This window comes from Nocardia sp. NBC_01388, from assembly GCF_045040085.1.
GTDB lineage: Bacteria > Actinomycetota > Actinomycetes > Mycobacteriales > Mycobacteriaceae > Nocardia.
The window spans coordinates 3,265,126-3,287,872 of sequence record NZ_CP109553.1; the positions used below are offsets into that span (position 1 = coordinate 3,265,126).

General features: G+C 66.7%; 24 protein-coding genes. 16 read left to right on the forward strand and 8 right to left on the reverse strand.

The genetic code is table 11. The annotated features are described in order from the left end of the window. Positions 1 to 74: 74 nt before the first annotated feature. Together OG716_RS16085 and OG716_RS16090 are read left to right on the forward strand one after the other, a co-directional pair. The gene (locus OG716_RS16085; RefSeq protein ID WP_297626136.1) at positions 75 to 305 is read left to right on the forward strand and encodes a PTS glucose/sucrose transporter subunit IIB; all 231 of its coding nucleotides are present in this window, start codon (positions 75 to 77) and stop codon (positions 303 to 305) included. Positions 306 to 310: 5 nt separating this feature from the next. Next, entirely contained in the window at positions 311 to 760 is a 450-nt protein-coding gene (locus OG716_RS16090; protein ID WP_405138404.1) for a PTS glucose transporter subunit IIA, read from the forward strand. Between the two features lie 80 nt (positions 761 to 840). Here OG716_RS16090 and OG716_RS16095 read toward each other — a convergent pair whose 3' ends face one another. Then, positions 841 to 1,551 carry a GntR family transcriptional regulator gene (locus OG716_RS16095; RefSeq protein ID WP_355120045.1) on the reverse strand — a complete coding sequence of 237 codons (711 nt, stop codon included), beginning with the start codon at positions 1,549 to 1,551 and terminating at the stop codon, positions 841 to 843. Between the two features lie 61 nt (positions 1,552 to 1,612). Next, positions 1,613 to 1,963 carry a hypothetical protein gene (locus OG716_RS16100; RefSeq protein WP_355120047.1) on the reverse strand — a complete coding sequence of 117 codons (351 nt, stop codon included), beginning with the start codon at positions 1,961 to 1,963 and terminating at the stop codon, positions 1,613 to 1,615. Positions 1,964 to 2,061: 98 nt separating this feature from the next. Between OG716_RS16100 and OG716_RS16105 the strand changes: the two genes are divergently transcribed. Beyond that, positions 2,062 to 3,027 (forward strand): quinone oxidoreductase family protein, encoded by a 966-nt coding sequence (locus OG716_RS16105; protein WP_405138405.1) that lies wholly within the window; start codon positions 2,062 to 2,064, stop codon positions 3,025 to 3,027. Here OG716_RS16105 and OG716_RS16110 read toward each other — a convergent pair whose 3' ends face one another. After that, entirely contained in the window at positions 3,028 to 3,633 is a 606-nt protein-coding gene (locus OG716_RS16110; RefSeq protein WP_405138406.1) for a TetR/AcrR family transcriptional regulator, read from the reverse strand. An 86-nt stretch (positions 3,634 to 3,719) separates the two neighbouring features. Between OG716_RS16110 and OG716_RS16115 the strand changes: the two genes are divergently transcribed. Continuing rightward, positions 3,720 to 5,192: an FAD-dependent monooxygenase gene (locus OG716_RS16115; RefSeq protein ID WP_405138407.1), complete on the forward strand. Its 1,473-nt coding sequence runs from the start codon at positions 3,720 to 3,722 to the stop codon at positions 5,190 to 5,192. A 208-nt stretch (positions 5,193 to 5,400) separates the two neighbouring features. Beyond that, positions 5,401 to 6,876, forward strand: coding sequence for a hypothetical protein (locus OG716_RS16120; protein ID WP_405138408.1), 1,476 nt, complete (start codon positions 5,401 to 5,403; stop codon positions 6,874 to 6,876). Between the two features lie 197 nt (positions 6,877 to 7,073). Here OG716_RS16120 and OG716_RS16125 read toward each other — a convergent pair whose 3' ends face one another. Both OG716_RS16125 and OG716_RS16130 read right to left on the reverse strand, forming a co-directional pair. Continuing rightward, complete coding sequence (locus OG716_RS16125) at positions 7,074 to 7,490, reverse strand: type II toxin-antitoxin system VapC family toxin (protein WP_405138409.1); 417 nt, start codon at positions 7,488 to 7,490, stop codon at positions 7,074 to 7,076. Continuing rightward, on the reverse strand, positions 7,490 to 7,741 hold the full coding sequence (locus tag OG716_RS16130) for a FitA-like ribbon-helix-helix domain-containing protein (protein ID WP_405138410.1): 252 nt from the start codon (positions 7,739 to 7,741) through the stop codon (positions 7,490 to 7,492). Before OG716_RS16130 ends, OG716_RS16125 begins: the two co-directional genes overlap by 1 nt. Before the next feature lie 186 nt (positions 7,742 to 7,927). Here OG716_RS16130 and OG716_RS16135 point away from each other — a divergent pair, with 186 nt between their 5' ends. The 3 genes from OG716_RS16135 to OG716_RS16145 all read left to right on the forward strand — a co-directional run bounded on the left by OG716_RS16135 (position 7,928) and on the right by OG716_RS16145 (position 10,865). Continuing rightward, complete coding sequence (locus tag OG716_RS16135; RefSeq protein ID WP_405138411.1) at positions 7,928 to 8,752, forward strand: cytochrome P450; 825 nt, start codon at positions 7,928 to 7,930, stop codon at positions 8,750 to 8,752. Positions 8,753 to 8,864: 112 nt separating this feature from the next. After that, positions 8,865 to 10,070, forward strand: coding sequence for an alpha/beta hydrolase family protein (locus OG716_RS16140; RefSeq protein ID WP_405138412.1), 1,206 nt, complete (start codon positions 8,865 to 8,867; stop codon positions 10,068 to 10,070). Positions 10,071 to 10,187: 117 nt separating this feature from the next. Then, positions 10,188 to 10,865 (forward strand): alpha/beta fold hydrolase, encoded by a 678-nt coding sequence (locus OG716_RS16145; RefSeq protein ID WP_405138413.1) that lies wholly within the window; start codon positions 10,188 to 10,190, stop codon positions 10,863 to 10,865. Between the two features lie 118 nt (positions 10,866 to 10,983). On the opposite strand, the gene OG716_RS16150 is transcribed toward OG716_RS16145, so the two are convergent. Both OG716_RS16150 and OG716_RS16155 read right to left on the reverse strand, forming a co-directional pair. Next, a complete protein-coding gene (locus OG716_RS16150; protein WP_405138414.1) occupies positions 10,984 to 11,265 on the reverse strand; it encodes a hypothetical protein in 282 nt (93 codons plus the stop codon). Between the two features lie 179 nt (positions 11,266 to 11,444). Beyond that, complete coding sequence (locus OG716_RS16155) at positions 11,445 to 12,299, reverse strand: G1 family glutamic endopeptidase (RefSeq protein WP_405138415.1); 855 nt, start codon at positions 12,297 to 12,299, stop codon at positions 11,445 to 11,447. Positions 12,300 to 12,426: 127 nt separating this feature from the next. On the opposite strand from OG716_RS16155, the gene OG716_RS16160 reads away from it, so the two are divergent. Both OG716_RS16160 and OG716_RS16165 read left to right on the forward strand, forming a co-directional pair. Continuing rightward, entirely contained in the window at positions 12,427 to 12,591 is a 165-nt protein-coding gene (locus OG716_RS16160; protein ID WP_405138416.1) for a hypothetical protein, read from the forward strand. 147 nt (positions 12,592 to 12,738) lie between these two features. Beyond that, entirely contained in the window at positions 12,739 to 13,524 is a 786-nt protein-coding gene (locus OG716_RS16165; RefSeq protein ID WP_405138417.1) for a hypothetical protein, read from the forward strand. Between the two features lie 51 nt (positions 13,525 to 13,575). Here OG716_RS16165 and OG716_RS16170 read toward each other — a convergent pair whose 3' ends face one another. Continuing rightward, a complete protein-coding gene (locus OG716_RS16170; RefSeq protein WP_327145773.1) occupies positions 13,576 to 14,562 on the reverse strand; it encodes a heme o synthase in 987 nt (328 codons plus the stop codon). Positions 14,563 to 14,955: 393 nt separating this feature from the next. On the opposite strand from OG716_RS16170, the gene tkt reads away from it, so the two are divergent. The 6 genes from tkt to OG716_RS16200 all read left to right on the forward strand — a co-directional run bounded on the left by tkt (position 14,956) and on the right by OG716_RS16200 (position 22,724). Beyond that, a complete protein-coding gene (gene tkt / locus OG716_RS16175; protein ID WP_405138418.1) occupies positions 14,956 to 17,100 on the forward strand; it encodes a transketolase in 2,145 nt (714 codons plus the stop codon). Positions 17,101 to 17,107: 7 nt separating this feature from the next. Further along, positions 17,108 to 18,241, forward strand: coding sequence for a transaldolase (gene tal, locus OG716_RS16180; RefSeq protein ID WP_405138419.1), 1,134 nt, complete (start codon positions 17,108 to 17,110; stop codon positions 18,239 to 18,241). A 14-nt stretch (positions 18,242 to 18,255) separates the two neighbouring features. Further along, positions 18,256 to 19,803, forward strand: a complete 1,548-nt coding sequence (gene zwf / locus OG716_RS16185) for a glucose-6-phosphate dehydrogenase (protein WP_355120084.1) — start codon at positions 18,256 to 18,258, stop codon at positions 19,801 to 19,803. Beyond that, the gene (opcA, locus tag OG716_RS16190) at positions 19,800 to 20,708 is read left to right on the forward strand and encodes a glucose-6-phosphate dehydrogenase assembly protein OpcA (protein WP_355120086.1); all 909 of its coding nucleotides are present in this window, start codon (positions 19,800 to 19,802) and stop codon (positions 20,706 to 20,708) included. The genes zwf and opcA overlap by 4 nt, the downstream gene beginning before the upstream one ends. Beyond that, positions 20,701 to 21,435, forward strand: a complete 735-nt coding sequence (pgl, locus tag OG716_RS16195) for a 6-phosphogluconolactonase (protein WP_405138420.1) — start codon at positions 20,701 to 20,703, stop codon at positions 21,433 to 21,435. The genes opcA and pgl overlap by 8 nt, the downstream gene beginning before the upstream one ends. Positions 21,436 to 22,028: 593 nt before the next feature. Next, a complete protein-coding gene (locus OG716_RS16200) occupies positions 22,029 to 22,724 on the forward strand; it encodes a L,D-transpeptidase family protein (protein WP_405138421.1) in 696 nt (231 codons plus the stop codon). Positions 22,725 to 22,747: the final 23 nt, after the last annotated feature.

Here is a 22,747-nt window from a genome sequence, read left to right on the forward strand (position 1 = left end):
CGGTAGGGTGACTGGTTATAACCACATATAACTGGTTATAACCAGCTTTGTCCACTCGACACGCAGGAGGAATCATGTCGAAAGTCGATCAGATCGTCGCCGGGCTCGGCGGCACCGACAACATCGTCGAAGTAGAGGGCTGCATCACGCGCCTGCGCGTCGAGGTCAAGGACGCCACGAAGGTCAACGAGAAGGATCTCAAGGCCGCCGGCGCACACGGCGTGGTCAAGATGGGTGACGCGGTTCAGGTTGTGGTCGGGCCGACCGCCGATGCCCTGGCCGAAGACATCAACGATCTCCTCTGAGCGCCATGAGCACAGAGATTCTGGCGCCGCTGCAGGGCCGCGCCATCCCGCTGTCCGAGGTACCCGATCCGGTGTTCGCGGCGGAGATGGTCGGTGCGGGCGTGGCCATCGAACCGCCCGATACCGATGAGCCGATCACGGTGGTCGCACCGATCTCCGGCGCCATCGTGAAGTTGCATCCGCATGCCGCCGTCATCCTCAGCGATGCGGGTATCGGGGTGCTGCTGCATGTCGGCATCGATACCGTCGGCAAGACGGATCTGTTCCAGATGCAGGCCGCCGAGGGCGATCGCATCGAGGTGGGCCAACCACTGGTTACCTTCTCGCCGAATGCCATTCGCCGCCTGGGACTCAGCGCCGCGGTGCCGGTGGTGGTGATGGACAGCGCGCCGGGTTCTGCGCAGCACGCGGCATCCGGCGCGGTGACCGCGGGCCAGGTCCTCTTCTCCATCTGAGTGGGCAAACGAACTGAGCCCCGGCCTGAATCAGGCTGGGGCTCAATCATGTTCGGGGCCGCGCCGAGTTCGGTTGCGACTCAGTCGTTCTGACCGCCGTCGCCCGCCGAAACAGTCATGTAGACCTGGTATCGGTCTGCGCGGTACCAGGATTGGGCATGTTCGACGCACCGGTCCCGCGAGTACGACATGCGATCGAAGGCCAGTAGCGGAGACCCGACATCGGTGCCGAGCCAGCCCGCATTCCGCTCGTCCGAGGCCACCGCGCGCACCGTTTGATCGGCACGGTCGACGGGGCAGTCGTACTCACGATTGAGCAGTGAGTACAGCGATTGCGTCAGATCATGATCGAGCAGGCCCGGCAGCAGATCGGCCCGGTACCAGCCGTCGTCGATGGAGATGGGCAACCCGTCGGCGAGCCGCAGCCGCACCAGGTGGAAGGCCTTGTCCTCGGTGCCGATTCCGAGCGCGGCGATCGAGGCCGGCGGCGGTACGCCGATATCGGTGTGCAGCACCACGGTGCTCGGTGTGCGGCCCAGCCGTCGCATGTCCTCGCTGAAGGAGGCCATATGCAGTCGCGAGCGCGCGACGCGTTCCGCGACGAAGGTGCCTTTACCGGGGATGCGGGTAATGACACCCTCGGATTCGAGCTGGCCCAGCACCTCTCGCACCGTCATGCGACTGACGCGGTAGTCGTCGCAGAGTTGCCGTTCACTGGGCAGCATTTCGCCGGGGCGCAGCGTTGCGCACAGGGTCGTCAGCGCGGAACGCAGCTGCGCCTGTTTTGTCACTCGACCGGACACGGTGTCCTCGGTGAGTGCACGCCCCCCGCGGGTTGCGGGTTCATTCGACCTACTTCTCGTTGCGTGCCTTGGGGAATCGCTTCTGCTTGGCTACCCAGCCTGCCATCTTCGCCCAGTGGCCCTTGGCGGGGGTGACGGTGGAGATGAGTTCGCGGTTCCACTCGTCGGCCTCGGTGAGTCCGTCGACGGCGGCGACCAGCGCCTTGGCGGTCTCCAGATCACCGACGACCCGGTCGCCGAGAATGCCGTCGGAGCCGACGAGGGTGACCCGGACGCCGATGCGGCCGACGGGCTGCAGCACCGCGGTGGCACTGCCGCCGTGCTCGGCGAGGAATCCCTTCACCGAATCGATGACGGACGGCGACAGCTTGGCAGGTGCCGATGCGGCGGTAGCGCTCATGCGGGCCAGTTTACCCACGGGTAAACCCGACTTCGCGAAGCGCCGGTGTTCCCTGCGTCGCTCACGACCCGACCGCCCGGCGGGTGTAGAACAGAGTCATGCGCGCCATCGAGGTTTCCGAGCACGGCGGTCCCGAGGTTCTCCGGCCGGCCGAGGTAGCGGACCCGCAGGTCGGGCCCGGACAGCTGCTGGTGGACACCGAGGCGATCGGCGTCAATTTCATCGACACCTATATCCGCACCGGGCGCTATCCGACACCCGTGCCCTACATTCCGGGTGCCGAGGGCACCGGCGTGGTGGCGGCGGTCGGGCCGGAGGTCACGGAGTTCCGGGTCGGCGATCGGGTGGCGTGGGCGACCGCGTCCGCCAGTTATGCCGAGAAGGTGCTCGTTCCCGCCGAATTCGCGATTCCGGTACCCGCCGGGGTGCCCGCCCCGGTCGCCGCTTCGGCACTGCTGCAGGGCATGACGGCGCACTATCTGATCGAGTCGATCTACAAGCCCGAGATGGGTGAGACCGTGCTCGTGCACGCCGGGGCGGGTGGGGTCGGGCTGATCCTGACGCAGCTGCTGGCGGCGCGCGGGGTGCAGGTGATCACCACCGTGTCCACCGATGACAAAGAGAAGCTCTCCCGGGACGCGGGCGCCGCCGAGGTGCTGCGCTACGAGGACGACATCGCCGCGCGCGTAAGGGAACTCACCGATGGGGTGGGTGTGGCGGCCGCCTACGACGGGGTGGGCGCGAACACCTTCGAGGCCAGTCTGGCCTCGGTGCGGGTGCGCGGCATGCTGGCGCTGTACGGCGGGGCCAGCGGGCCGGTGCCGCCCTTCGATCTGCAGCGGCTCAATGCCGCCGGGTCGCTCTTCGTGACGCGGCCGACGCTGGCGCACTATGTGCGCGATCGTGCCGAATTGCTGTGGCGCGCAGGCGACATCATGAATGCCATTGCCGACGGAACTCTGAAGATCCGGATCGGCGCGAGCTATGCCCTCGCCGACGCCGAGCAGGCGCATCGGGATCTGGAGGGACGCAAGACCACCGGATCGGTTGTGCTGCTGCCCTGATCAGGTGATGTCGCGGCCGGTCAGGCCGCGGTAGATGAAACGGGTCAGGGCGTCGACGGCCTGCTCGTCGGTCACGTCGAGCGCGCCGTCCTCGACGGCCTGCAGGAGTGCGCTCGTCGCCAGGAACATGATGGCGAGGCTGACGTCCGGGCTGCCGGGAAGTTCCAGGCCGGCGGCCGGAAAGCCGTCGAGGTGGTCGCGGATGCCCGTGCGCTGCTGTGCGCCGAAATCGCTGACTATGCGCGCGAAGTCCTCGCTGACCAGGGCGGCCTGCGAGGTGGCGCGCAGCACCGCCCAGTTGTGGCGCGCGAAGCTCCAGTAGCTGTCGACGTGGTAGCGCACCGCCTCCGGATCGGTGAAATCCGGTTTGTGGTCCGGTGATTCGGCGGAGACATCCCCTTCTGCCTCGAGGTCGTTCAGCAGCGCCTGGAGAATTTCTTCCTTGCCGGCGAAGTGGTTGTAGAACGAGCCCGCCGCCCGGCCGGCCGCCGCGGTGATATCGGTGATCTTGGTGTTCAGGTAGCCGCGTTCGGCGAAGAGCCGCCGGGCGGCGCTCTTGAGCGCCTGCTCGGTCTCCGTCGATCGCTCCTGGCGACGCCCAGCCATTCGAACCACCTCCTTGACAGCGGAAACTACCATCCACAATACTGAATCTATATTCAGTGAATCTATATTCATCTATTGGAGTCGCCATGTCGCCGCAGGTACTCATTGCCGGCGCCGGTCCCACCGGCCTCACCCTCGCCATCGATCTGGCTCGTCGCGGTATTGCGGTGCGCATTGTGGATCGGGCCGAGAAATTCTTCGACGGCTCGCGCGGGGACGGCATCCAGCCACGCACGCTCGAGGTGTTCGACGATCTCGGGGTCCTCGACGCGGTGCTGGCCGCGGGCATCCCGCAGCCGCTCATGAAGGTTTTCCTGAGTGGGGAGTTCGTCATGGAGCGGCGGATGACCGCACCGAAGGAGCCCACTCCCGATGTGCCGCACCCGAATCCATGGGTGCTGGGTCAGTCCGATACCGAGGCGATCCTGCGGGAGCGGCTGGCGGAATTCGGCGTGAAGGTCGAATCGGCCACCGCGCTGGCGGATTTCACCGCCGACGAGGACGGTGTGACGGCCACGCTGCGGCACGGCGACATGAGCGAGACCGTGCGGGCGAACTACCTCGTGGGCGCGGACGGCGGGCGCAGCACGGTGCGCAAGGCGCTCGGCATCGCCTTCGAGGGCACCACCGACGAATCGATTCGCATGCTGCTCGGCGATATACGCGCCGATGCGCTCGATCACGAGCACGGCTACTGGTTCGCCGATCCGCAGGATCCGATGGAGGGAATCGCCATGTCCCCCTTACCGGGTGGGCGCAAGTTCCAGTTCGCGGCGCCGATCAGCGCCGACTCCGATGCCGATCTGGCGGTGCTGCAGGAGTATCTGGAGCGGCGGTCGGGCCGGACCGATGTCACCCTGAGCGACTTGAGCTGGTCGACGGTATGGCGGCCGAATATCCGGCTGGCCGAACGCTTCCGGGCCGGGCGGGTGTTCCTCGCCGGTGACGCCGCGCATGTGCATCCGCCGACGGGTGGGCAGGGGCTCAATACCGGCGTGCAGGACGGCTACAACCTGGGGTGGAAACTCGAAGCGGCGCTGCGCAATCCGGGGGCGGAGAGTGAGCCGCTGCTCGATTCCTATCAGGCCGAGCGGCGTGCGATCGCGGCGCAGGTGCTCGGGCTGAGCTCAGCACTGCTGGACAAAACGGTCAAGGGGGATCCCAATGCCATGGATCGCGAGGGCACCCAGCAGCTGGATCTGAGCTACCGGCAGCTGTATGCCGCCGGTGAGGGCGAGGGATTGCACAGCGGTGATCGCGCACCCGACGCACCGCTTGCCGATGCGGCGGGGCAGGCGGTCAGCCTGTTCGACATGTTCCGTGGCCCGCATGCGACGCTGCTCGTTTTCGGGCCCCTGCGGGCCGAGGAGCCGGGTGAAATCGAGAGCGTCTCGTTCGGGCGGCCCGCCGAGGTCGTGCGGGTGGTCCGACCAGGGGTTGCGGCCGGTGCGCACGACCTCATCGATGCCGACGGGCACGCCTACCGCGCCTACGGAGCCGGCGATGGAACCCGGGTGCTGATCCGTCCCGACGGCTATGTCGGGGCGTTGCTGCGGTAGCAATCAGACAAACCGGCCGGTTGCCCCGGGTCGCTCCCCCAACCGGCCGGTAGGACTCCCCCTGCGCGGCAACGGGCCGAACCATGCAGAATGATCTTGCTGCCGCGCAAAACAATTCGCCGCGACCGCGCAGCGTGAGACGTTAAGGTGGTCGCGGCGACCGTTCGGGCGGCCGAAGGGTAGATGCATCGGTCAGAGGTGGTCTGGGATGTTGGTGAAGGTCCGGAACGACGACCCGTCGCGGTTGTCGGCTACCGAGCGCACCGTGGTGAACTGGCTCAAATCGTGGAGCGGGCCGCACGCCGTGCCGGGTATCGCCATAGTGCAGTGCCAGGACGCCGACATCGTGGTGTGGACGCCGCAGACCAGTGTGGTGGTAGGGGTGCACGGTTTCACCGAGCGCGTCACCGGCACCCTCTCGTGCGCCGAGGACGAGCCGTGGACGGTCGACGGTAAACCCGCGCCGATCGACGGTGACGCCAATCCGCTCGAGCGAGTGCTGCAGCAGACCGTGCATCTCGCCGGCCAATTGCGCTCCGCGCCCGGCCGGGAGAATGTTCCCGTCAGCGGTCTGGTCCTGCTGTGCCCCCAGCTCGGCAGTCGCGTGAAGCTCGAAAAGGGCGCCCTCCCACCCGGTATCGACGTCCTCATCGGCGACGGCCCTTCGTCGCTGCGCAATTACTTCACCAGCCTCGCCGAGGGCGCTGAACCGTCCTGGGACGCCGCGCAGGTCGGCCAGGCGCTCGGGGCGCTCGGATTCGCCGCCGCCGCAACCTATTCCGATTTGGTTTCGGAGGGTTTCCCCCCGCCCGATTCGGCCCGGACCTCTCCCCCGCCGATGTCCGCCGCCCCGACGGTCGTGGTTCCTTCGGTCCCCGTCCCGTCGCCAGAGCCGCCGACTCCCCCGGCGGCTGCTTCGCGCCCGCCCTCCAGCGCGCCGGCCGGACCGTCCTCAGGCGCCCCAGCGGGTCCGCTTCCGGGCTCCCAGGCTGCGCCTCTCCCAGGCGTTCCGGCGGGACCTTCAGGCGCTCCATCCGGCCCCGGCCCCGGTGCCGGCCGCGCCGTCCCCACCGGCCCCGGCCGCGATGCCCCACCCGCACAACAGTTCTCACAGCCCGCAGGCCGCCGCCCGGCAGCAGGCGCCGAAATCGCCAGCGCCGCAGCAGCAGCCGCCGCCTATCGCGCAGTCACCGGCGGCGCCCCCGCCCCCCAACAGCAATACCCCCAGGGCGGTTCCCCCCAGGGCCCCGCTGGCCCCCCTGCGGGCCGCCCCCGCCAATTCCCACCCCAGTCCCCACCCGCAGGATGGCAAGGCGGCCAGCAGTCTCGCCCCCTGCAGGGCGGCCCCGCCCCCCAAAACGGCCCCCAGGCAAACTATTCCGCCGGCCAGTCCCAAAACCCGGCCCCCGGCTTCCCCCTCTGGTCCGACCCCCAGCGCCCACCCAAGGCAGCCCGCCCCCGCCGGCGCCGCGACCTCCCCATAGTCGGCGCCCTGGTCCTGCTGGTCCTCATCCTCGCCGTGGCAGCCATGTGCACCGGCCGCACCACAACCACCAACAACAAACCCCGCCCCGCCGAAGAAACCACCCTCACCCACCAATCCACCACCCCCACCACCACCGACCCCACCATCCCCCAAACCACCATCGCCCCAGCCTGCTTCCCTCTCCAACCAGGCTGCTGAGGCCGCAGCAGGCCAGCTCAGCGCTCAGCCGCCCCTCGCGGCCGAGGCTTCAGGTGAGTGCAATTCCGTCGATCAGCAGGCGACGATCGTTGCTTCCCAAGGGCCTACCTCGGGACCGATCAGTATCGCGTCCAGAATCGGTGCACAGGAAAGACTTCGGGAACTGGGAAGGTCCCGCCGCCCACAGCGGCCGTGGACTATTGCCACGGGTCGACGATGGGCACTCCAGCGGCCTCGAAGGGTGCGGTGTCGCGGGTGGCTACGGTGAAGCCCGCGGCGGCCGCAGTGGCGGCAATCATGCCGTCGGCGGTGGCGATGGCATGCCCGCCGGCGCGGGCGGTGGACATCAGGCGCGCGTATTCCGCGGCTGCCTCGAGGTCGTAGGCCAGCACACGGCCGGAAAACAATGGCAGCGTGTGTTTTTCGAGCTGCTCGACGAGTAGATCGCGGCGGCGGCCCTCGGGCATGGCGGCCGCGCCGTACCGGAGCTCGCCTACGGTGACGGCGGTCAAGTAGAGGGTTTCGATGTTCTGGGCGTCTAGCCATTCGGCGACGCGCGGGTCCGGGGCCTTGCGCAGGGGTTCGCTGATGACGTTGGTGTCCAGAATGATCACTATTCGAACTCCAAGGGTTCGGCCGGAGTGCGGTCACGGTTGCTGAGTGCAGCGTGCTCTTCGTCGGTCAGTTGGATCTCGCGCCCGGCCGCTGCGAGCATCGAACCGAATTTGATCCGCTCGGCCGGTTGGACAGCATCGGTGAGGATGGCACGGATCTCCGCCTCGGTGCTGCGGCCGTGGGCAGCCGCGCGCTGGCGGATCGCTCGGTGTACTTCGTCGCTGAGATTTCGGATCGTCACGTTCTTCATGCGATATCACCTCCTTACATTTGATATCAACGATATCAAATGTTACCGATTGAGATCAGCCGTACGCAGTGACCGCGCCACTCGAGACTGAACCCGGCACGTACGCACATCGTGAAGCTCTCATCACCTGTGTCGATTCGAGGAGCAACCTTCGCCCCTCGCCATCACCGCGCGCAGGAAGCGATCGTGGCCGAGACGGTTGCAAAGCTGGTGGCCGACCTGCCCGCCGCCGGGGAGATCGACCTCATGGACGGGTTCTGTGAGCCGTTGCCTGCGCGCGTGATCGGGGCTTTGCTCGGGTTGCCCCGCGAACAGCTTGGCGCGTTCCGAGACGCATCCGCGCTGGTGCTGCGCGTGGATTCCTCCCCCGATGAGCAGGACACCCGCAAGGCCATGGTCACCCTCCTGGGGCTGGTGGCCGGTGTCATCGCGGACAAGCGGCGTGCACCCGGTGACGATCTGCTCTCGGCCTGGATCGCCACCCGCGACGGGCAGGACAAACTCACCGAGGACGAACTCATGAGCCTCGCGTTCTTGACCATCGTCGCCGGAATCGAGAACGTCATCAGCTTGACCGCGCTCGTCCTGGACGACATCGTGCGGAACCGGCAGCACCACGCCCGCGAAATCCTCGGCGAGCCGGTCGAATTCGCGAAATTCATCAGGCAGCTCATCAACGAGAACTCACCGGTGAACTACGCGCTGCGTCGTTTCCCCACCACCGACCTCGAGGTCAACGGTGTGACAATCCCGCGCGGTGACACCGTATTCCTCTCGGTGCGTTCAGCGCATTCGGATCCCGACAATGCCGGGAAGGCCGATCTCGGGTTCGGGTACGGTCCGCACTACTGCATCGGCGCCAGGCTCGCCGAAATGCAGGTCCAGCACGCGGTACGCGCTGTGCTGCAACACTATCCGCATCTGAGCGTGACCGGCGCGCGTGAGGACTACCAGCTCCGGCTGAGCTGGCAGACCTACGCCCTGGCCGAGCTACGCATGGTCACCGCCTGATTCCAGCGGATGTCCCGACGGGCGAGCAGTTCTCAACGATCAGCAGCCCCTGCCCAATTCTGATCTTGCATGGTGGCCAACCGAGGCCTACACCGAATTCGGGGAAACTATCTTGGAACACAAGGGTTTACGACGGCATATCCTGGCCCTCGCCGCAGCGTCGATGGCAGCCACAACCGCTACCGGCGTCGCGGAGGCCGGCCCCGTCACACCCACAGCCGTCACGATCACCCTGCCCGCTCCGACCGGGCCCGATCCGGTCGGCCTCACCCAATGGCATCTCACCGACACCAACCGCGCCGACCCCTGGGATCCGGACCAACGACGCGAACTGATGGTGCAGATCTGGTACCCCGCCGACGACGCCGACATCGCACCCATAGCACCGTGGATGCCCCCGGGCGGCCAACAAGAACAGAGCTACGGCCTCGCCCAGAGCGGAGTCGCCCCCGACAGTTGGGCGCTCGGGCCCAGCCACAGCCGCAGCGACGAGCCCGCCCGCACCGGCAACGGGCGGTTTCCGATCCTGCTGAATTCCCCAGGACTGGACGACACCACCGGGTTGAACACCGCCCAAGCCGAGGACCTCGCCAGCCACGGCTACGTCGTGGTCGCCATCAACCACACCCACGAAGCATTCGCCGTGCAATTCCCCGATGGGCACACCGAACACAGTGTGGTGCAGGTGGATTCGTCGCCGAACGTCCTGGAAGGGTTACTCCCGACCCGGGTGGCCGATACGCGCTTCGTTCTCGATCAACTCACTGCCGCGGCTGCACACTCGACCGAGGCGGATGCTGCGCTACCGCAACACCTCGCCGATGATCTGGACCTGACGAAGGTCGGTATGTTCGGCCATTCGCTCGGCGGGTCGACAACGGCTCAAACCATGCACGACGATTCGAGGGTCGCTGCCGGTGTCAATCTGGATGGGCCGATCCTCGGCCCCGTAGCCACCGATGGACTGGATCGGCCGATGCTGATGCTCGCCGCCGACAACTCGCCGTGGTTCGCACACCCGGGCTGGGAACCGTTGTGGGCGAGCAACACCGGATTGAAGCTGCCCCTGCGCATCACAGGCGCCCGGCACATGTCCTTCACCGACGAACAAGTGATCGTGGCACAACTGGCCACAGCAGGTGTTGTCAGCCCAGACTCGAGGAACAGCGCGATAGGCCCGATCGACGCAACCCGCTCGCTCGACCTGCAACGCTCGTACCTACTGGCCTACTTCGATGCGGTTTTCGGCCGCAGCGATAGGAGCCCGGCGGAAACCATCACGCGACTCGCACAGCCCGAAATGCTCCCCCACCTGTGAACCGCCGCGGTGAATTCAGGTTAAGATCCAAAACCTATGGGGGCGTATCGATTCATTGGCCGCGACGGCGTAGAACTAGCATGGCATGAGATCGGGTCCGGGCGACCGTTGATCCTGTTGCCCGGGTTCGGTGGTGTGGGTTCGCTCATGCTCGAGTACGGTCCGGCCGGGCTGCTTGCCGCGCAAGGGCATCGTGTTGTTCTTCCTGACTTCCGCGGCTACGGGGATAGCGCGAAGCCGCGCGATTTCGTCGCCGGGTATCCGCCGGATGTGCTGGCGGATGACGGGATTGCGCTGGTCGAGCAGCTCGGGCTCGGTGACGGAGAATACGACCTTGCGGGGTACTCGCTCGGGGCGCGGGTCGTGGTGCGCATGCTCGCGCGGGGTGCTATGCCTGGGCGGGCGGTCGTGGCCGGTCAGGGGCTGGCGAAGGTGAGTGGTCCACAGGGCGGCGGGGCGAATCATCGTGTGCTCACCGCGCTTGTCAACGGGATCGCGATCGAGCCGGACTCACCCGATGCGCGCACGGCGCAGGCGATATCGCAGAGCGGTGCCGACCCTCGGGTAATGCTGCACGTGCTGGACTCGCTGGTGCCCACACCCGAAGCCGCCCTGCGCCTGATAACCGTCCCGACGCTTGTCGCGATCGGCGATCAAGACGAGCGCGCCGACGCCGATCTGCTGGCGACGCTCCTACCCAATGCCGAGTTCGTCCGCGTGCCGGGCGATCATGGGAGCGCGTTCGCCGCACCCGAGCTCGCGACCGCGATCCTCACATTCCTCGCCGAGCATTGAATCCCGCCGGCGACAGCGCCACCGATGACAGGCGCAGATGGATTCAGCCCGTAGAGCGTTCGCGCAGGCATTTCATCTGAGTGAGAACGGCTTTCGGAGGCGTATCCGGCCTGAGCGGTCAAAAACCCCGCCAGACCGGCAAAAAATGCAGTCCTGGCGCGATCTTTGACCGCTCAGGCCGATTTCTTCCACGCGATCTCAATGTCCCGACGATCTTTGTCCCGACGATCTTTCCGCTAACGCGCGCGACCAGCACCGTAGTCGACTCCGCAGAAATCAACTGCGCCAACGCGTCTCGATCCAGCCGCCGCGCCGTGCTCGACAGCTTCGGAAGTAATCGGTCGAACGCCTCGACGATTTCATCATGGACCACAGTCAGTGCTTCCACGGTGACAGCCACCTGGGCACTGTACTGCCGCCCTACACCCCCACCCACCCTCGAGCACCGACCGGCGGCACCCACGAGTGGACCGAGGAACTGGCCTCACGATTCAGAATTCTTCCTGAATCCCTTGCTGCCCAGTCAATTCGGATAATTATGCGCGGCTCGACGAATTCGTGACGATCGGGTGCAACACCTCAAGGGGACGGGATCGTGAAGGAATCGCCTGTTATCGGAGTGGGGGTGATGCGGGGGGCGGCGATCGAGAGGGATTGGGGGTTGTAGGCGGCTAGGGGGCGGCCGTCTGCGGTGACGTTCGTGAAGGTGATGGGGGTGTAGGTGGGGACGTTGTAGGGGATGGATTCGGAGACGGCCAGGGCTGCAGTCGGGATTACGGAGTTCTCGAAGGTGGCGCCGTAGTGCCAGCCCTGGGTGGTGTCGGCGACCGTCATGCGGTAGGTGGTGTGGCCGTCCCAGGTGACCGTTGCCGCGATGTCGTCTCCGGGGACGGTCGGCGGCGATTCCCAGCCGTTGCCGGGGGCGTCGGCGTCCGGGACCGGCATTCCGGCCTGGTTACCGAAGGAGGGAGTCTCGAAGAAGCCGGAATAGTGCGGTACTCCGTTGTCGCACGCGACCACGGTTCCGGTTTGGATGAGGGTTCGGTCCCCGCCCGGACCCATGCCGACCACACCGATCCAGGGGCCGACGTGCGGAATCATCAGGGTGCCGAGTGCGGCGCCCGGGTGGTTGAGCAGGCCGGGGACTCGGAGGACGGAGCCACCGGTCAGGATCGTATTGATCGCGCCGTTCACCGCGCCGCCGAGGTTGCCGAAGGGCGGGCAGGTGACCGCCGGGACTTTCCATTGCGCGGCGAGAACCTTGAAAGATGGAGCGACAGCGGCATATCCGCTGTAATTGTCACCGCCGGGGCTGATGGGACTGATCAGTGGCGGCTCGGCGGATGCCGCGGGGGCCAGGGCCATAATCGGCACAATGCCCGCGGCGAGTAACCATCCTCGCCGTCGAATTACCGAATTACTCCGACTCGTCATCGAATCCTCCCCCGTGAGAACAGCGCGGCAGCAGTACGGCGAACAGGTCGAATCTACCTCGCCGAATCACCCACTACCGGAATGGTTTCCATCACACGCCGCCCATCGGTGTGGCAAGGGTTTCGGCGTGCTCCTGGTCGAGGCGCTCGGCTGCCATCCCATCCATACGGGCGGCTTGGAGCGCGCGGGCCTGCTCGAGGCGACCGCCGCATTCGTCATCGGTATGTGGTTCGCCGGTGAAGATTCGCAGGCTGTCCTCCCGCCCATGGAATTCGCCCAGGGCGCGGCGTAACCGAAACGCCCATGCATAGCAACCGTGCCCGGCATGCGATCGAAATTACGCGGACGACCGTCCTTGGCGGCCTGGGCAACTGTCCGCATATATGTTGGTTGCCGGGACTTTGGCAATGAGAGAGCGGGTGCTATGCACTGGGATCAGATGTCCGATACGCCGGAAGACCTACGTCGGCGCGCCACCCGGCTGCGGCGCGGGGTCGGTCAACTGGGGGTGCTGGAGTCGATTATCGATGCGGCGGAAGGCCCTTGGCTCGGCGCAATGGACGCTGACGGGCGCGGCGCGGCGGAATTGCGCATGCATCTGGCCGGGCACTACCGGCTGCACGTGGTGGTCACCAGCGCGGGCAAGCTGAGCCTGGTGCACGTCAATACGCTCGCGCAGGGCGCCGCCGGGGAGCGGATCTTCTCGAACAAGATGGCATTGCGGCGCGGCTGGGACGAGAAAGAGACGATGCCGAAGCAGCCGCAGTGGCTGCACTACGTGGTGACGTGGGTCAAGGCCGTCAGCAGTGAAGTGGATCGACCGGCGGTGCTGGCGTGGATGCTCGCGGGCGCCGATCGAAATCTGGCCGCTGTCGAAGACGTCATCGAGAATCTGCGGGCCAGCCTGGCCGAGCAGGAGCAATTGCGCGATGAGCGCGCCGCCGAGGTCGCCGGGCTACAGGCCGAGCTGGAAACCCTCACCGCAGAACAGAACAACTCACCGCAGATCCATGCACCTCAGACCGAGGCACGTCCGGTCGATACACCCCCGATCGACGCACCTGCGGCCGACACACCTCAGACCGATACACCCCCGATCGACGCACCTGCGGCCGATACACCGCAGATCGATTCAGCTCCGACCGAGGCCCAGCAGATCGATTCAGCTCCGACCGAAGAACCGCAGATCATTGCGCCTCAGGTCTACAGCACCTCGGATCGATAGCACACTGCCGCCGAGTCTTTGGACTCGGCGGCAGTTTCGTTCTGTCGATGATCACCCGAAGGCGATGTGCCCCAGCGTGTGCCACCCCATGACCGAGTCCACGGCCAGACCGCAGAACACGACCGCAAGATAGTTGTTCGACTGCAGGAACAACCGCAGCGGCTTCACCGGCTCACCACGGCGCACACCCGAGTACAGCTGGTGCGCCATCAGCAGGAACCACGCGCCCGCGACAATCGCCACGGCGGCATAGATCGCGCCGGCGGCCGGAGCCAAAGCCAGCGTGGCCAATACCGTCAGCCACGTGTAGATGACGATCTGCTTGGTCACCACCTGCTCGGTGGCCACCACCGGGAGCATCGGAACGCCCGCGGCCTTGTAGTCCTCCTTGTAGCGCATGGCCAGCGCCCAGGTGTGCGGCGGCGTCCAGAAGAAGATCACCAGGAAAAGCACGATCGCGGGCCAGCCGATCGACCCGGTCACCGCGGACCAGCCGACCAGGGCGGGCATGCAGCCGGCCGCACCGCCCCAGACCACATTCTGCGAGGTCCGGCGCTTGAGGCCGAGGGTGTAGACGAAGACGTAGAACAGAATCGTCGCGACGACCAGCACACCGCTGAGCAGATTGGCCTGCCACCACAGCCAGGCGAAGGAGCCCAGGCCGAGCACGATGCCGAAGACCGCGGCATTGCGGGTGGGCACCGCCTCGCGGGCGAGCGGACGCTTGGATGTCCGCTTCATCACCTTGTCGATATCGGCGTCCGCGACACAGTTCAGCGTGTTCGCACTGGCCGCGCCCATCCAGCCACCGAACAGCGTGGCCAGGATCAGCCGCAGGTCCGCATGCCCGCGATCGGCGAGCAGCATGGTGGGAATCGTTGCCACCAGCAGCAGCTCGATCACCCGAGGCTTGGTGAGCGCGATATAGGCGAGTACTCGCCTGGTGGTCGATGCCAGCGGCCCACTGCCCGTGACGCGGTCGGCCAGCACCGTTCCGGAGGAGCCGTGAGCGCCACCCGGCTGTTGCCCAATCCGCACTGTTTCTCCTCGCACGCCGTGCATCTTGATCCGGTCTGGAACAGCAGCGCGCTCGGCCGTTCCCTAGAAAGGAGTCAGTGGCGGCGCGGCTACTACTACAGAGCATGGTAGACCCACGCCGACCGTGCTCTCGTCCAGGTCCGGCGCGGGCGCACCGAGATATGTCCGCGACCGGACCACAGACCGGTCACAAACCGGTCCGCACGAGGCCACGAACAACGACACGACGGCCGGTGAACGCGGGTTCCCGCGTGGCGCGGAATGGGCCACCTTTAGGGTGGTGGGTAGTCCGGTGCGCTGTCGGATGATTGAGTCGGCGCATCGCGCATCACCCCGCCAAGCGAGCCCGCCGACAACTTCAGTGTTCACGAGAAGGTCAGGAGAACCTCGGTCGTGTCAGTCACAGACGACATCCGCGCACTCACTCAGCCCCATCACCCTGCCGACTGGTCCGACGTGGACACCAGAGCCGTTGATACGGCCCGGGTGCTCGCCGCGGACGCGGTGCAGAAGGTCGGCAACGGCCATCCGGGCACCGCAATGAGCCTGGCGCCGTTGGCGTACACCCTCTTTCAGCGCATCATGCGGATCGATCCGAGCGATCCGGAGTGGGTGGGACGCGACCGTTTCGTACTGTCCTGCGGCCACTCCAGCCTCACCCAGTACGTGCAGCTCTACCTGGCGGGCTTCGGCCTGGAGCTGTCCGACCTCGAGGCGCTGCGCACCTGGGGCGCCCTGACCCCGGGCCACCCGGAGTACCGCCACACCAACGGCGTGGAGATCACCACCGGCCCGCTGGGTCAGGGTCTGGCCTCGGCAATCGGCATGTCGATGGCGTCGCGGCGTGAGCGCGGTCTGTTCGATCCCGAAGCGGCACAGGGCCAGAGCGCCTTCGACCACTTCATCTACGTCATCGCCTCCGACGGCGATATGGAGGAGGGCGTCACCTCCGAGGCGTCCTCGCTGGCCGGTACGCAGCAGCTGGGCAACCTGATCCTGTTCTACGACGACAACCGCATCTCCATCGAGGACGACACCACCATCGCCTTCACCGAGGATGTCGCCGCGCGCTACCGCGCCTACGACTGGCATGTGCAGGTCGTCGAGGGTGGCGAGAATGTCGTCGGCATCGAGGAGGCCATCGCCGCGGCGCAGGCCGTGACCGATAAGCCGTCGATCATCGTGCTGCGCACCATTATCGGCTACCCGGCCCCGAACAAGATGAACACCGGCGGCGCGCACGGCGCGGCACTGGGCAAGGACGAGGTCGCCGCGACCAAGAAGGTGCTGGGCTTCGATCCCGAGCAGAGCTTCGAGGTCGACGACGCGGTCATCGCGCACACCCGCAACCAGGTCGCCGATCGCGCCAAGGCCGCCAAGGCCGCATGGCAGGACCAGTTCGACGCGTGGGCCGCCGCGAACCCGGCCAACAAGGCGCTCTTCGATCGCCTGCAGACCCGCAGCCTGCCCGACGGCTGGTCCGCCCAGCTGCCGACCTGGCCCGCCGATCAGAAGGGCATGGCCACCCGTAAGGCGTCCGGCGCGGTCCTCGCGGCGCTCGCCCCGGTGCTGCCGGAACTGTGGGGCGGCTCGGCCGACCTCGCGGAGTCCAACAACACCACCATGCCGAACAGCCCGAGCTTCGGCCCGGAGTCGATCTCGACCGGCATGTGGAAGGCGAACCCGTACGGCCGCACCCTGCACTTCGGTGTGCGTGAGCACGCCATGGGCGCGATCCTGAACGGCATTGCGCTGCACGGTCCTACGCGTCCCTACGGCGGTACCTTCCTGGTGTTCTCCGATTACATGCGGCCCTCGGTGCGCCTGGGCGCGCTCATGCGCACCCCGGTCACCTACGTCTGGACGCACGACTCCATCGGTCTCGGCGAGGACGGCCCCACGCACCAGCCGATCGAGCACCTGGCCGCACTGCGCGCCATCCCGGGCCTGAACGTCGTCCGCCCGGGTGATGCCAATGAGACCAGCTACGCCTGGCGCACCATTCTGGAACGTGACTCCGCGGAACGGCATTCGCACTTCGTGCCGTCGGACGCCCCGCACCAGGACGGCCCGTCCGCGCTGGCGCTGACCCGTCAGGATCTGCCGATCCAGGAGGGCACCAGCTACGAGGGCGTCCGCAAGGGCGGTTACGTGCTGGCCGAATCCTCCACTGCCACACCGCAGGTGATCCTGATCGCCACCGGTTCGGAACTGCAGCTGGCGGTCGACGCGCGCACCGCGCTCGAGGCCGAGGGCATCGGCACGCGCGTAGTGTCGATGCCGTGTGTCGAGTGGTTCGACGCGCAGGATCAGTCCTACCGCGATCAGGTGCTGCCGCCGTCGGTCAAGGCGCGTGTCTCGGTGGAAGCCGGGATCGGAATGCCCTGGTACCGCTTTGTCGGCGATGCCGGTGAGATCGTGTCGATCGAGCACTTCGGCGCCTCGGCCGATTACAAGACGTTGTTCCGCGAGTTCGGTATCACGACCGAAGCCACCGTCGCTGCCGCGCAGCGCTCGCTCGCCAAGGTGAAGGGATAGTCCTGCAATGACCCAGAACCCCAACCTCGCGGCCCTGTCGGCCGCCGGGGTCTCCGTATGGCTCGATGATCTTTCGCGTGGTCGCATCAAGTCCGGCAATCTGCGGGAACTGATCGATACCTGGAGCATTGTCGGCGTCACCACCAACCCGACGATTTTCCAGGGCGCCCTGTCCAAGGGCCACGATTACGACGCCCAGGTCGGCGAGCTCGCCGCCCGCGGCGCCGATGTCGATTCCGCCATCCGCACCATCACCACCGATGACGTGCGCTCGGCCTGTGATGTGTTCGCCGACGTCTTCAAGGCGTCCGGCGGCACCGACGGCCGGGTCTCCATCGAGGTCGATCCGCGCCTGGCCTTCGACGAGGACGGCACGGTGGCCCAGGCCATCGAGCTGTGGAAGATCGTGGACCGGCCCAACCTGTTCATCAAGATCCCCGCCACCGAGGCCGGTATTCCGGCCATCACGCGGGTGATCGCGGAGGGCATCAGCGTGAATGTGACGCTGATCTTCTCGGTCGAGCGCTACCGCTCGGTCATGGGCGCGTACCTCGACGGCCTGACCAATGCGCACACCGCGGGCCACGATCTGGCCAAGATCCATTCCGTCGCTTCATTCTTCGTCTCCCGGGTGGACTCGGAGATCGACAAGCGGCTCGACGCCATCGGCACCCCCGAGGCTCTGGAGCTGCGCGGTAAGGCCGGAATCGCCAACGCGCGCTTGGCCTATGCCGCGTACCAGGACGTATTCGACGGCGGCAAGCACACTTCGGTGTTCGCGCGGCTGTCGGCGGCGGGCGGGGCCAACCGCCAGCGCGCGCTGTGGGCGTCCACCGGTGTGAAGAACCCGGACTACCCGGACACCATGTACATCTCCGAACTGGTCGCGCCGAATACGGTGAACACCGTCCCGGAGAAGACCCTCGCGGCCTTCGCCGATCACGGCGTCGTCTCCGGCGACACCATGTCCGGCACCGGTCCGGCGGCACAGGAGATCTTCGACAAGATCGCCGCCGCCGGCGTGAATCTGGACGAGGTGTTCGGTGTGCTCGAGGTCGAGGGCGTCGACAAGTTCGTGACGTCCTGGGAGGAATTGCTCGGCGCCACCACCGAACAGCTCCAGGCAGCCGGGAGTAACTGAGAGTGGCCGGCACAGTGACGACGACCGCGACGGTGAACCCGCTCCGCGATGGACGCGACAGCCGGGTTCCCCGCATTGCCGGGCCGTGCAGCATGGTGATTTTCGGTGTGACCGGTGACCTGTCGCGGCGCAAACTGCTGCCGGCCATCTACGACCTGGCGAACCGGGGGCTGCTGCCCCCGGGTTTCTCCCTGGTCGGATTCGCCCGGCGCGATATGTCCGATGCGGACTTCGCCGCCGTGGTCAAGGAATCGGTGAGCTCCTCGGCGCGCACACCGTTCCGCGACGAGGTGTGGGATCAGCTGTCGGCCGGATTGCGTTTTGTCCAAGGCACTTTCGAGGACGATGCCGCCTTCCACCGGCTGGCGACCACCCTCAAGGATCTGGACCGCGATCGCGGGACGGGCGGCAATCACGCCTTCTACCTCGCGATTCCGCCCACCGAGTTCCCGGTGGTGCTCGATCAGCTCTCGAAGAACGGTCTCGCACAGGCGAAGCCGGAGCACGGCGATGCGCCGACTTGGCGGCGCGTGGTCATCGAGAAGCCGTTCGGGCACGATCTCGACAGCGCCCGTGAGCTCAATGCTCTGGTGAATTCGGTCTTCCCCGAGCAGTCGGTGTTCCGCATCGACCACTACCTCGGCAAGGAGACGGTGCAGAACATCCTGGCGCTGCGCTTCGCGAACCAGCTGTTCGACCCGATCTGGAATGCCAATTACGTCGATCATGTGCAGATCACCATGGCCGAGGACATCGGTTTGGGCGGTCGCGCAGGCTATTACGACGGTATCGGCGCCGCGCGCGATGTGATCCAGAACCATCTGCTGCAGCTGCTGGCGCTGACGGCGATGGAGGAACCGGTGAGCTTCCAGCCGCGGCAGCTACAAATCGAAAAGATCAAGGTGCTCTCGGCGACCAAGCTCGCCGAACCGCTGGACGAGACCACCGCCCGGGGGCAATACACCGCCGGGTGGCAGGGCAGCGAGTCGGTGGTGGGCCTGATGCAGGAGGAGGGTTTCGACCCGAATTCGCGCACCGAGACCTACGCCGCCATCACCCTGGCCGTGGAGACGCGACGCTGGGCGGGTGTGCCGTTCTACCTGCGCACCGGAAAGCGCCTGGGCCGCCGCGTCACCGAGATCGCGGTGGTGTTCAAGCGGGCCCCGCATCTGCCCTTCGACCAGACCATGACCGAGGAGCTGGGGCAGAACGCCCTGGTGATCCGGGTGCAGCCGGACGAGGGCATCACCATGCGATTCGGGTCGAAGGTGCCCGGCTCCAGCATGGAGGTCCGCGATGTGAATATGGACTTCAGCTACGGCGAGGCGTTCACCGAGGACTCCCCCGAGGCCTACGAACGGCTCATCCTGGATGTGCTGCTCGGCGTCCCGTCGCTCTTCCCGGTCAACGAGGAGGTCGAATTGGCTTGGCGCATACTCGATCCCGTACTCGAGCATTGGGCGCAGACCGGTAAGCCCGATCCGTACGAGGCCGGTATGTGGGGTCCGGAATCCGCCGACGAAATGCTCGCGCGCAGCGGGCGGGAATGGCGGCGACCGTGATCATCGATATGCCGGACACCGATACCCGTGAGGTATCCAAGCGGCTGATCCAGCTGCGTGAGGCCAATGGCGTGGTCACCATGGGCCGGGTGCTGACCCTGGTCGTCTGCACCCTGGACAGCTCGGAGGCCGAGGACGCCATCGACGCCGCCAATGACGCCAGTCGTGAACATCCTTGCCGCGTCATAGTTCTCGCGCGTGGTGACCGGAATGCGGCGACGCGGCTGGACGCCCAGATCCGCGTGGGCGGCGACGCCGGCGCGGCCGAGGTGATAGTGCTTCGTTTGCAGGGCGATCTGGTCAGTCACGAGAGCAGTGTGGTGGTGCCGTTCCTGCTGCCCGACACCCCCGTGGTGGCGTGGTGGCCGCGCGGCGCCCCGGATTTCCCGTCCAAGGATTCGGTCGGCCGCCTGGCGACCCGCCGGATCACCGACGCGACCTTCGCGCCGGATCCGCAGGACACCATCAAGAAGCGCCGCGATTCGTATGCGGCGGGCGATACCGATCTGGCGTGGAGCCGGGTCACCTACTGGCGGGCCCTGCTGGCCGCGGCCCTGGACGAGGCGCCGTTCGAACCCGTTGAGTCCGTGACGGTTTCGGGTCTGCAGGACGAACCCGCACTGGACATGCTGGCCGGCTGGCTCGCCGCTCGCCTGTCCTGCCCGGTGATTCGCGAGACCGGCGAGTTGAAGGTGGAGATGCACCGCTCGTCGGTGACCATCTCCATCGCCCGTCCGCAGCACGGCCGCACCGCGACCCTGACCCGCACGGGCGAGCCCGATCAGCGTTTCGCCCTGGCCCGCCGGGAGACCCGGGACTGCCTGGCCGAGGAGCTACGCCATCTCGACGCCGACGAGGTCTACGCCGAGGCGCTGACCGGAATCGAAAGGGTGATCTATGAGTAAGCCCGTCGTCGAAACCTTCGCCACCACTGAGGAACTCGTACAGGCCGCAGCCGCCCGCTTCGTCACCGAGGTCGTGGAGGCGCAGCGGCTGCGCGGTAGCGCGTCGGTGGTCCTGACCGGCGGCGGCACCGGTATCGGCCTGCTCGAATGGGTGCGCAAGGCGCCGGGCGACATCGACTGGTCCAGGGTCGACATCTTCTGGGGCGATGAGCGTTTCGTGCCCACCGGGGATCCGGAGCGCAATGACCTGCAGGCGCGGCAGGCGCTGCTCGACCATGTTCCGCTCGACCCGGCCCGGGTGCACCCCACCGAAACCTCCAGCGGCGACTACCCCGATCCGCTCGAGGCCGCGGGCGAGTACTCCGCCACGGTCCATGCGTACCTGGCCGAGCACGGCGCCTTCGATCTGCACCTGCTCGGCATGGGCGGCGAAGGCCACATCAACTCGCTGTTCCCGCATACGGACGCCACCCGCGAGGACCGCGAACTCGTTGTCGCCGAGACACATTCGCCCAAACCCCCGGCCGTCCGCATCACACTGACACTGCCCGCCATCCGCAGGTCCCGTCACGTGGTTCTCATTGTCGGCGGCGAGGCCAAGGCCGCTGCCGTGGTGGCCGCCCTCAATGGCGCCTCGCCCCTGGATGTGCCCGCCGCGGGCGCGATCGGCAGTGAATCCACCACCTGGCTGCTCGACGAGGCAGCAGCCGCCGATCTTCCGAGCTGATTGTTCGCCCAGGTCGGGAGCATCAACGCCCCCGGCCTGCGGTAGCTCGCCACAATGCGCTGCCGCGCAAGCAGTTCGGCCATTTCCATGAGCGAGTCGGCCAGGCTGGGCCGCAGCTGCGCACGTGCCGCCTCCAGGGCAGCGTCGACGGCTGCGGGCGCGACTGCCGGAAATTCCATCCGCAGGCGCAGTAGGGAGATTCGGTGGGGTGTCATCGGATTGTCCAGTGCCGCACCAGCTCCTGCTGGCGTCGTGGAAATACCTCGAGAGTGCTCATATAGACCTGGTTCCTTGCCGGAAATCTGCGGTCGGATTCGAGCTGGATCCACCGGGGTCCGGGGTGGGATACAGGGAGCGTGTTCCGGAGTGATCGAGCCGCTCCGAACAGGTGTGTCGGGCGACAGATTACGACACTCCGCGCTGTCTGAACACCCATTCCGGCGAGTCGTCGGCACCATGCCGAGCTGGTACAAAGTTAGTCATTCGACCAGTCCGCACACCATGTGACCAGGACAAACACGGACATAGCCGACAGGCTGATGATCGCTCCGGCTCGCTACGAGGTCATCGCCGACAACAGGTGGAGAGCTTGAATGGGATTGGCGGACAAGGGCGTCCGAACGCTGCGCTGGACGGCCACCGGGGCCGTCGCGATACTCGCGCTCGTGGTGCTGCCCAGGCTCGGCAACGATCAGCCACCGTTCGACCCGAATACCGTTCCCGGGACACAGGTGGTCTGGGTGAGCGCACCGTCCGGCGCCGATCACGGGACGCTGGCGCTGTGGCAGCGGAACCGGCCGCGGGAGTGGAAGCGCACCTTCGCCGTACCGGCCTGGGTTGGCGCGGAAGGGATTTCGACCGAGGTCGGCGAAGGCCGGGACGACACACCGGAGGGCACCTTCGCTTTGACCGAGGGATTCGGCCGGGTGCCCGACCCGGCCGCGCGACTCCCCTATCTCACGGTCGACCCGTCGAATACCTGGTGGTGGGTTTCCGACTCCGAAAGCCCGCTCTACAACCGGAGATACCGGTGCGCCGAGCCCGATTGCCCGTTCGATACCGCTGTCAGTGAGAACCTCGGCCGGACCGTTCCGCAGTACAACCATGCGCTCGTGATCGACTACAACCGCTTTCCCGCGATTCCGGCGCGAGGTTCGGCGTTCTTCGTGCACGGGGATATCGGGGCGGCGACGGCAGGGTGCGTCGCCGTCTCCGAGGACGTCGTTCGCACCCTGCTCGCCACACTCCAGCCGTCGAAGCGACCGGTCATCGCGATTCACAGCAGCTGAATCACGCTCCGGCCCAGCGGCTC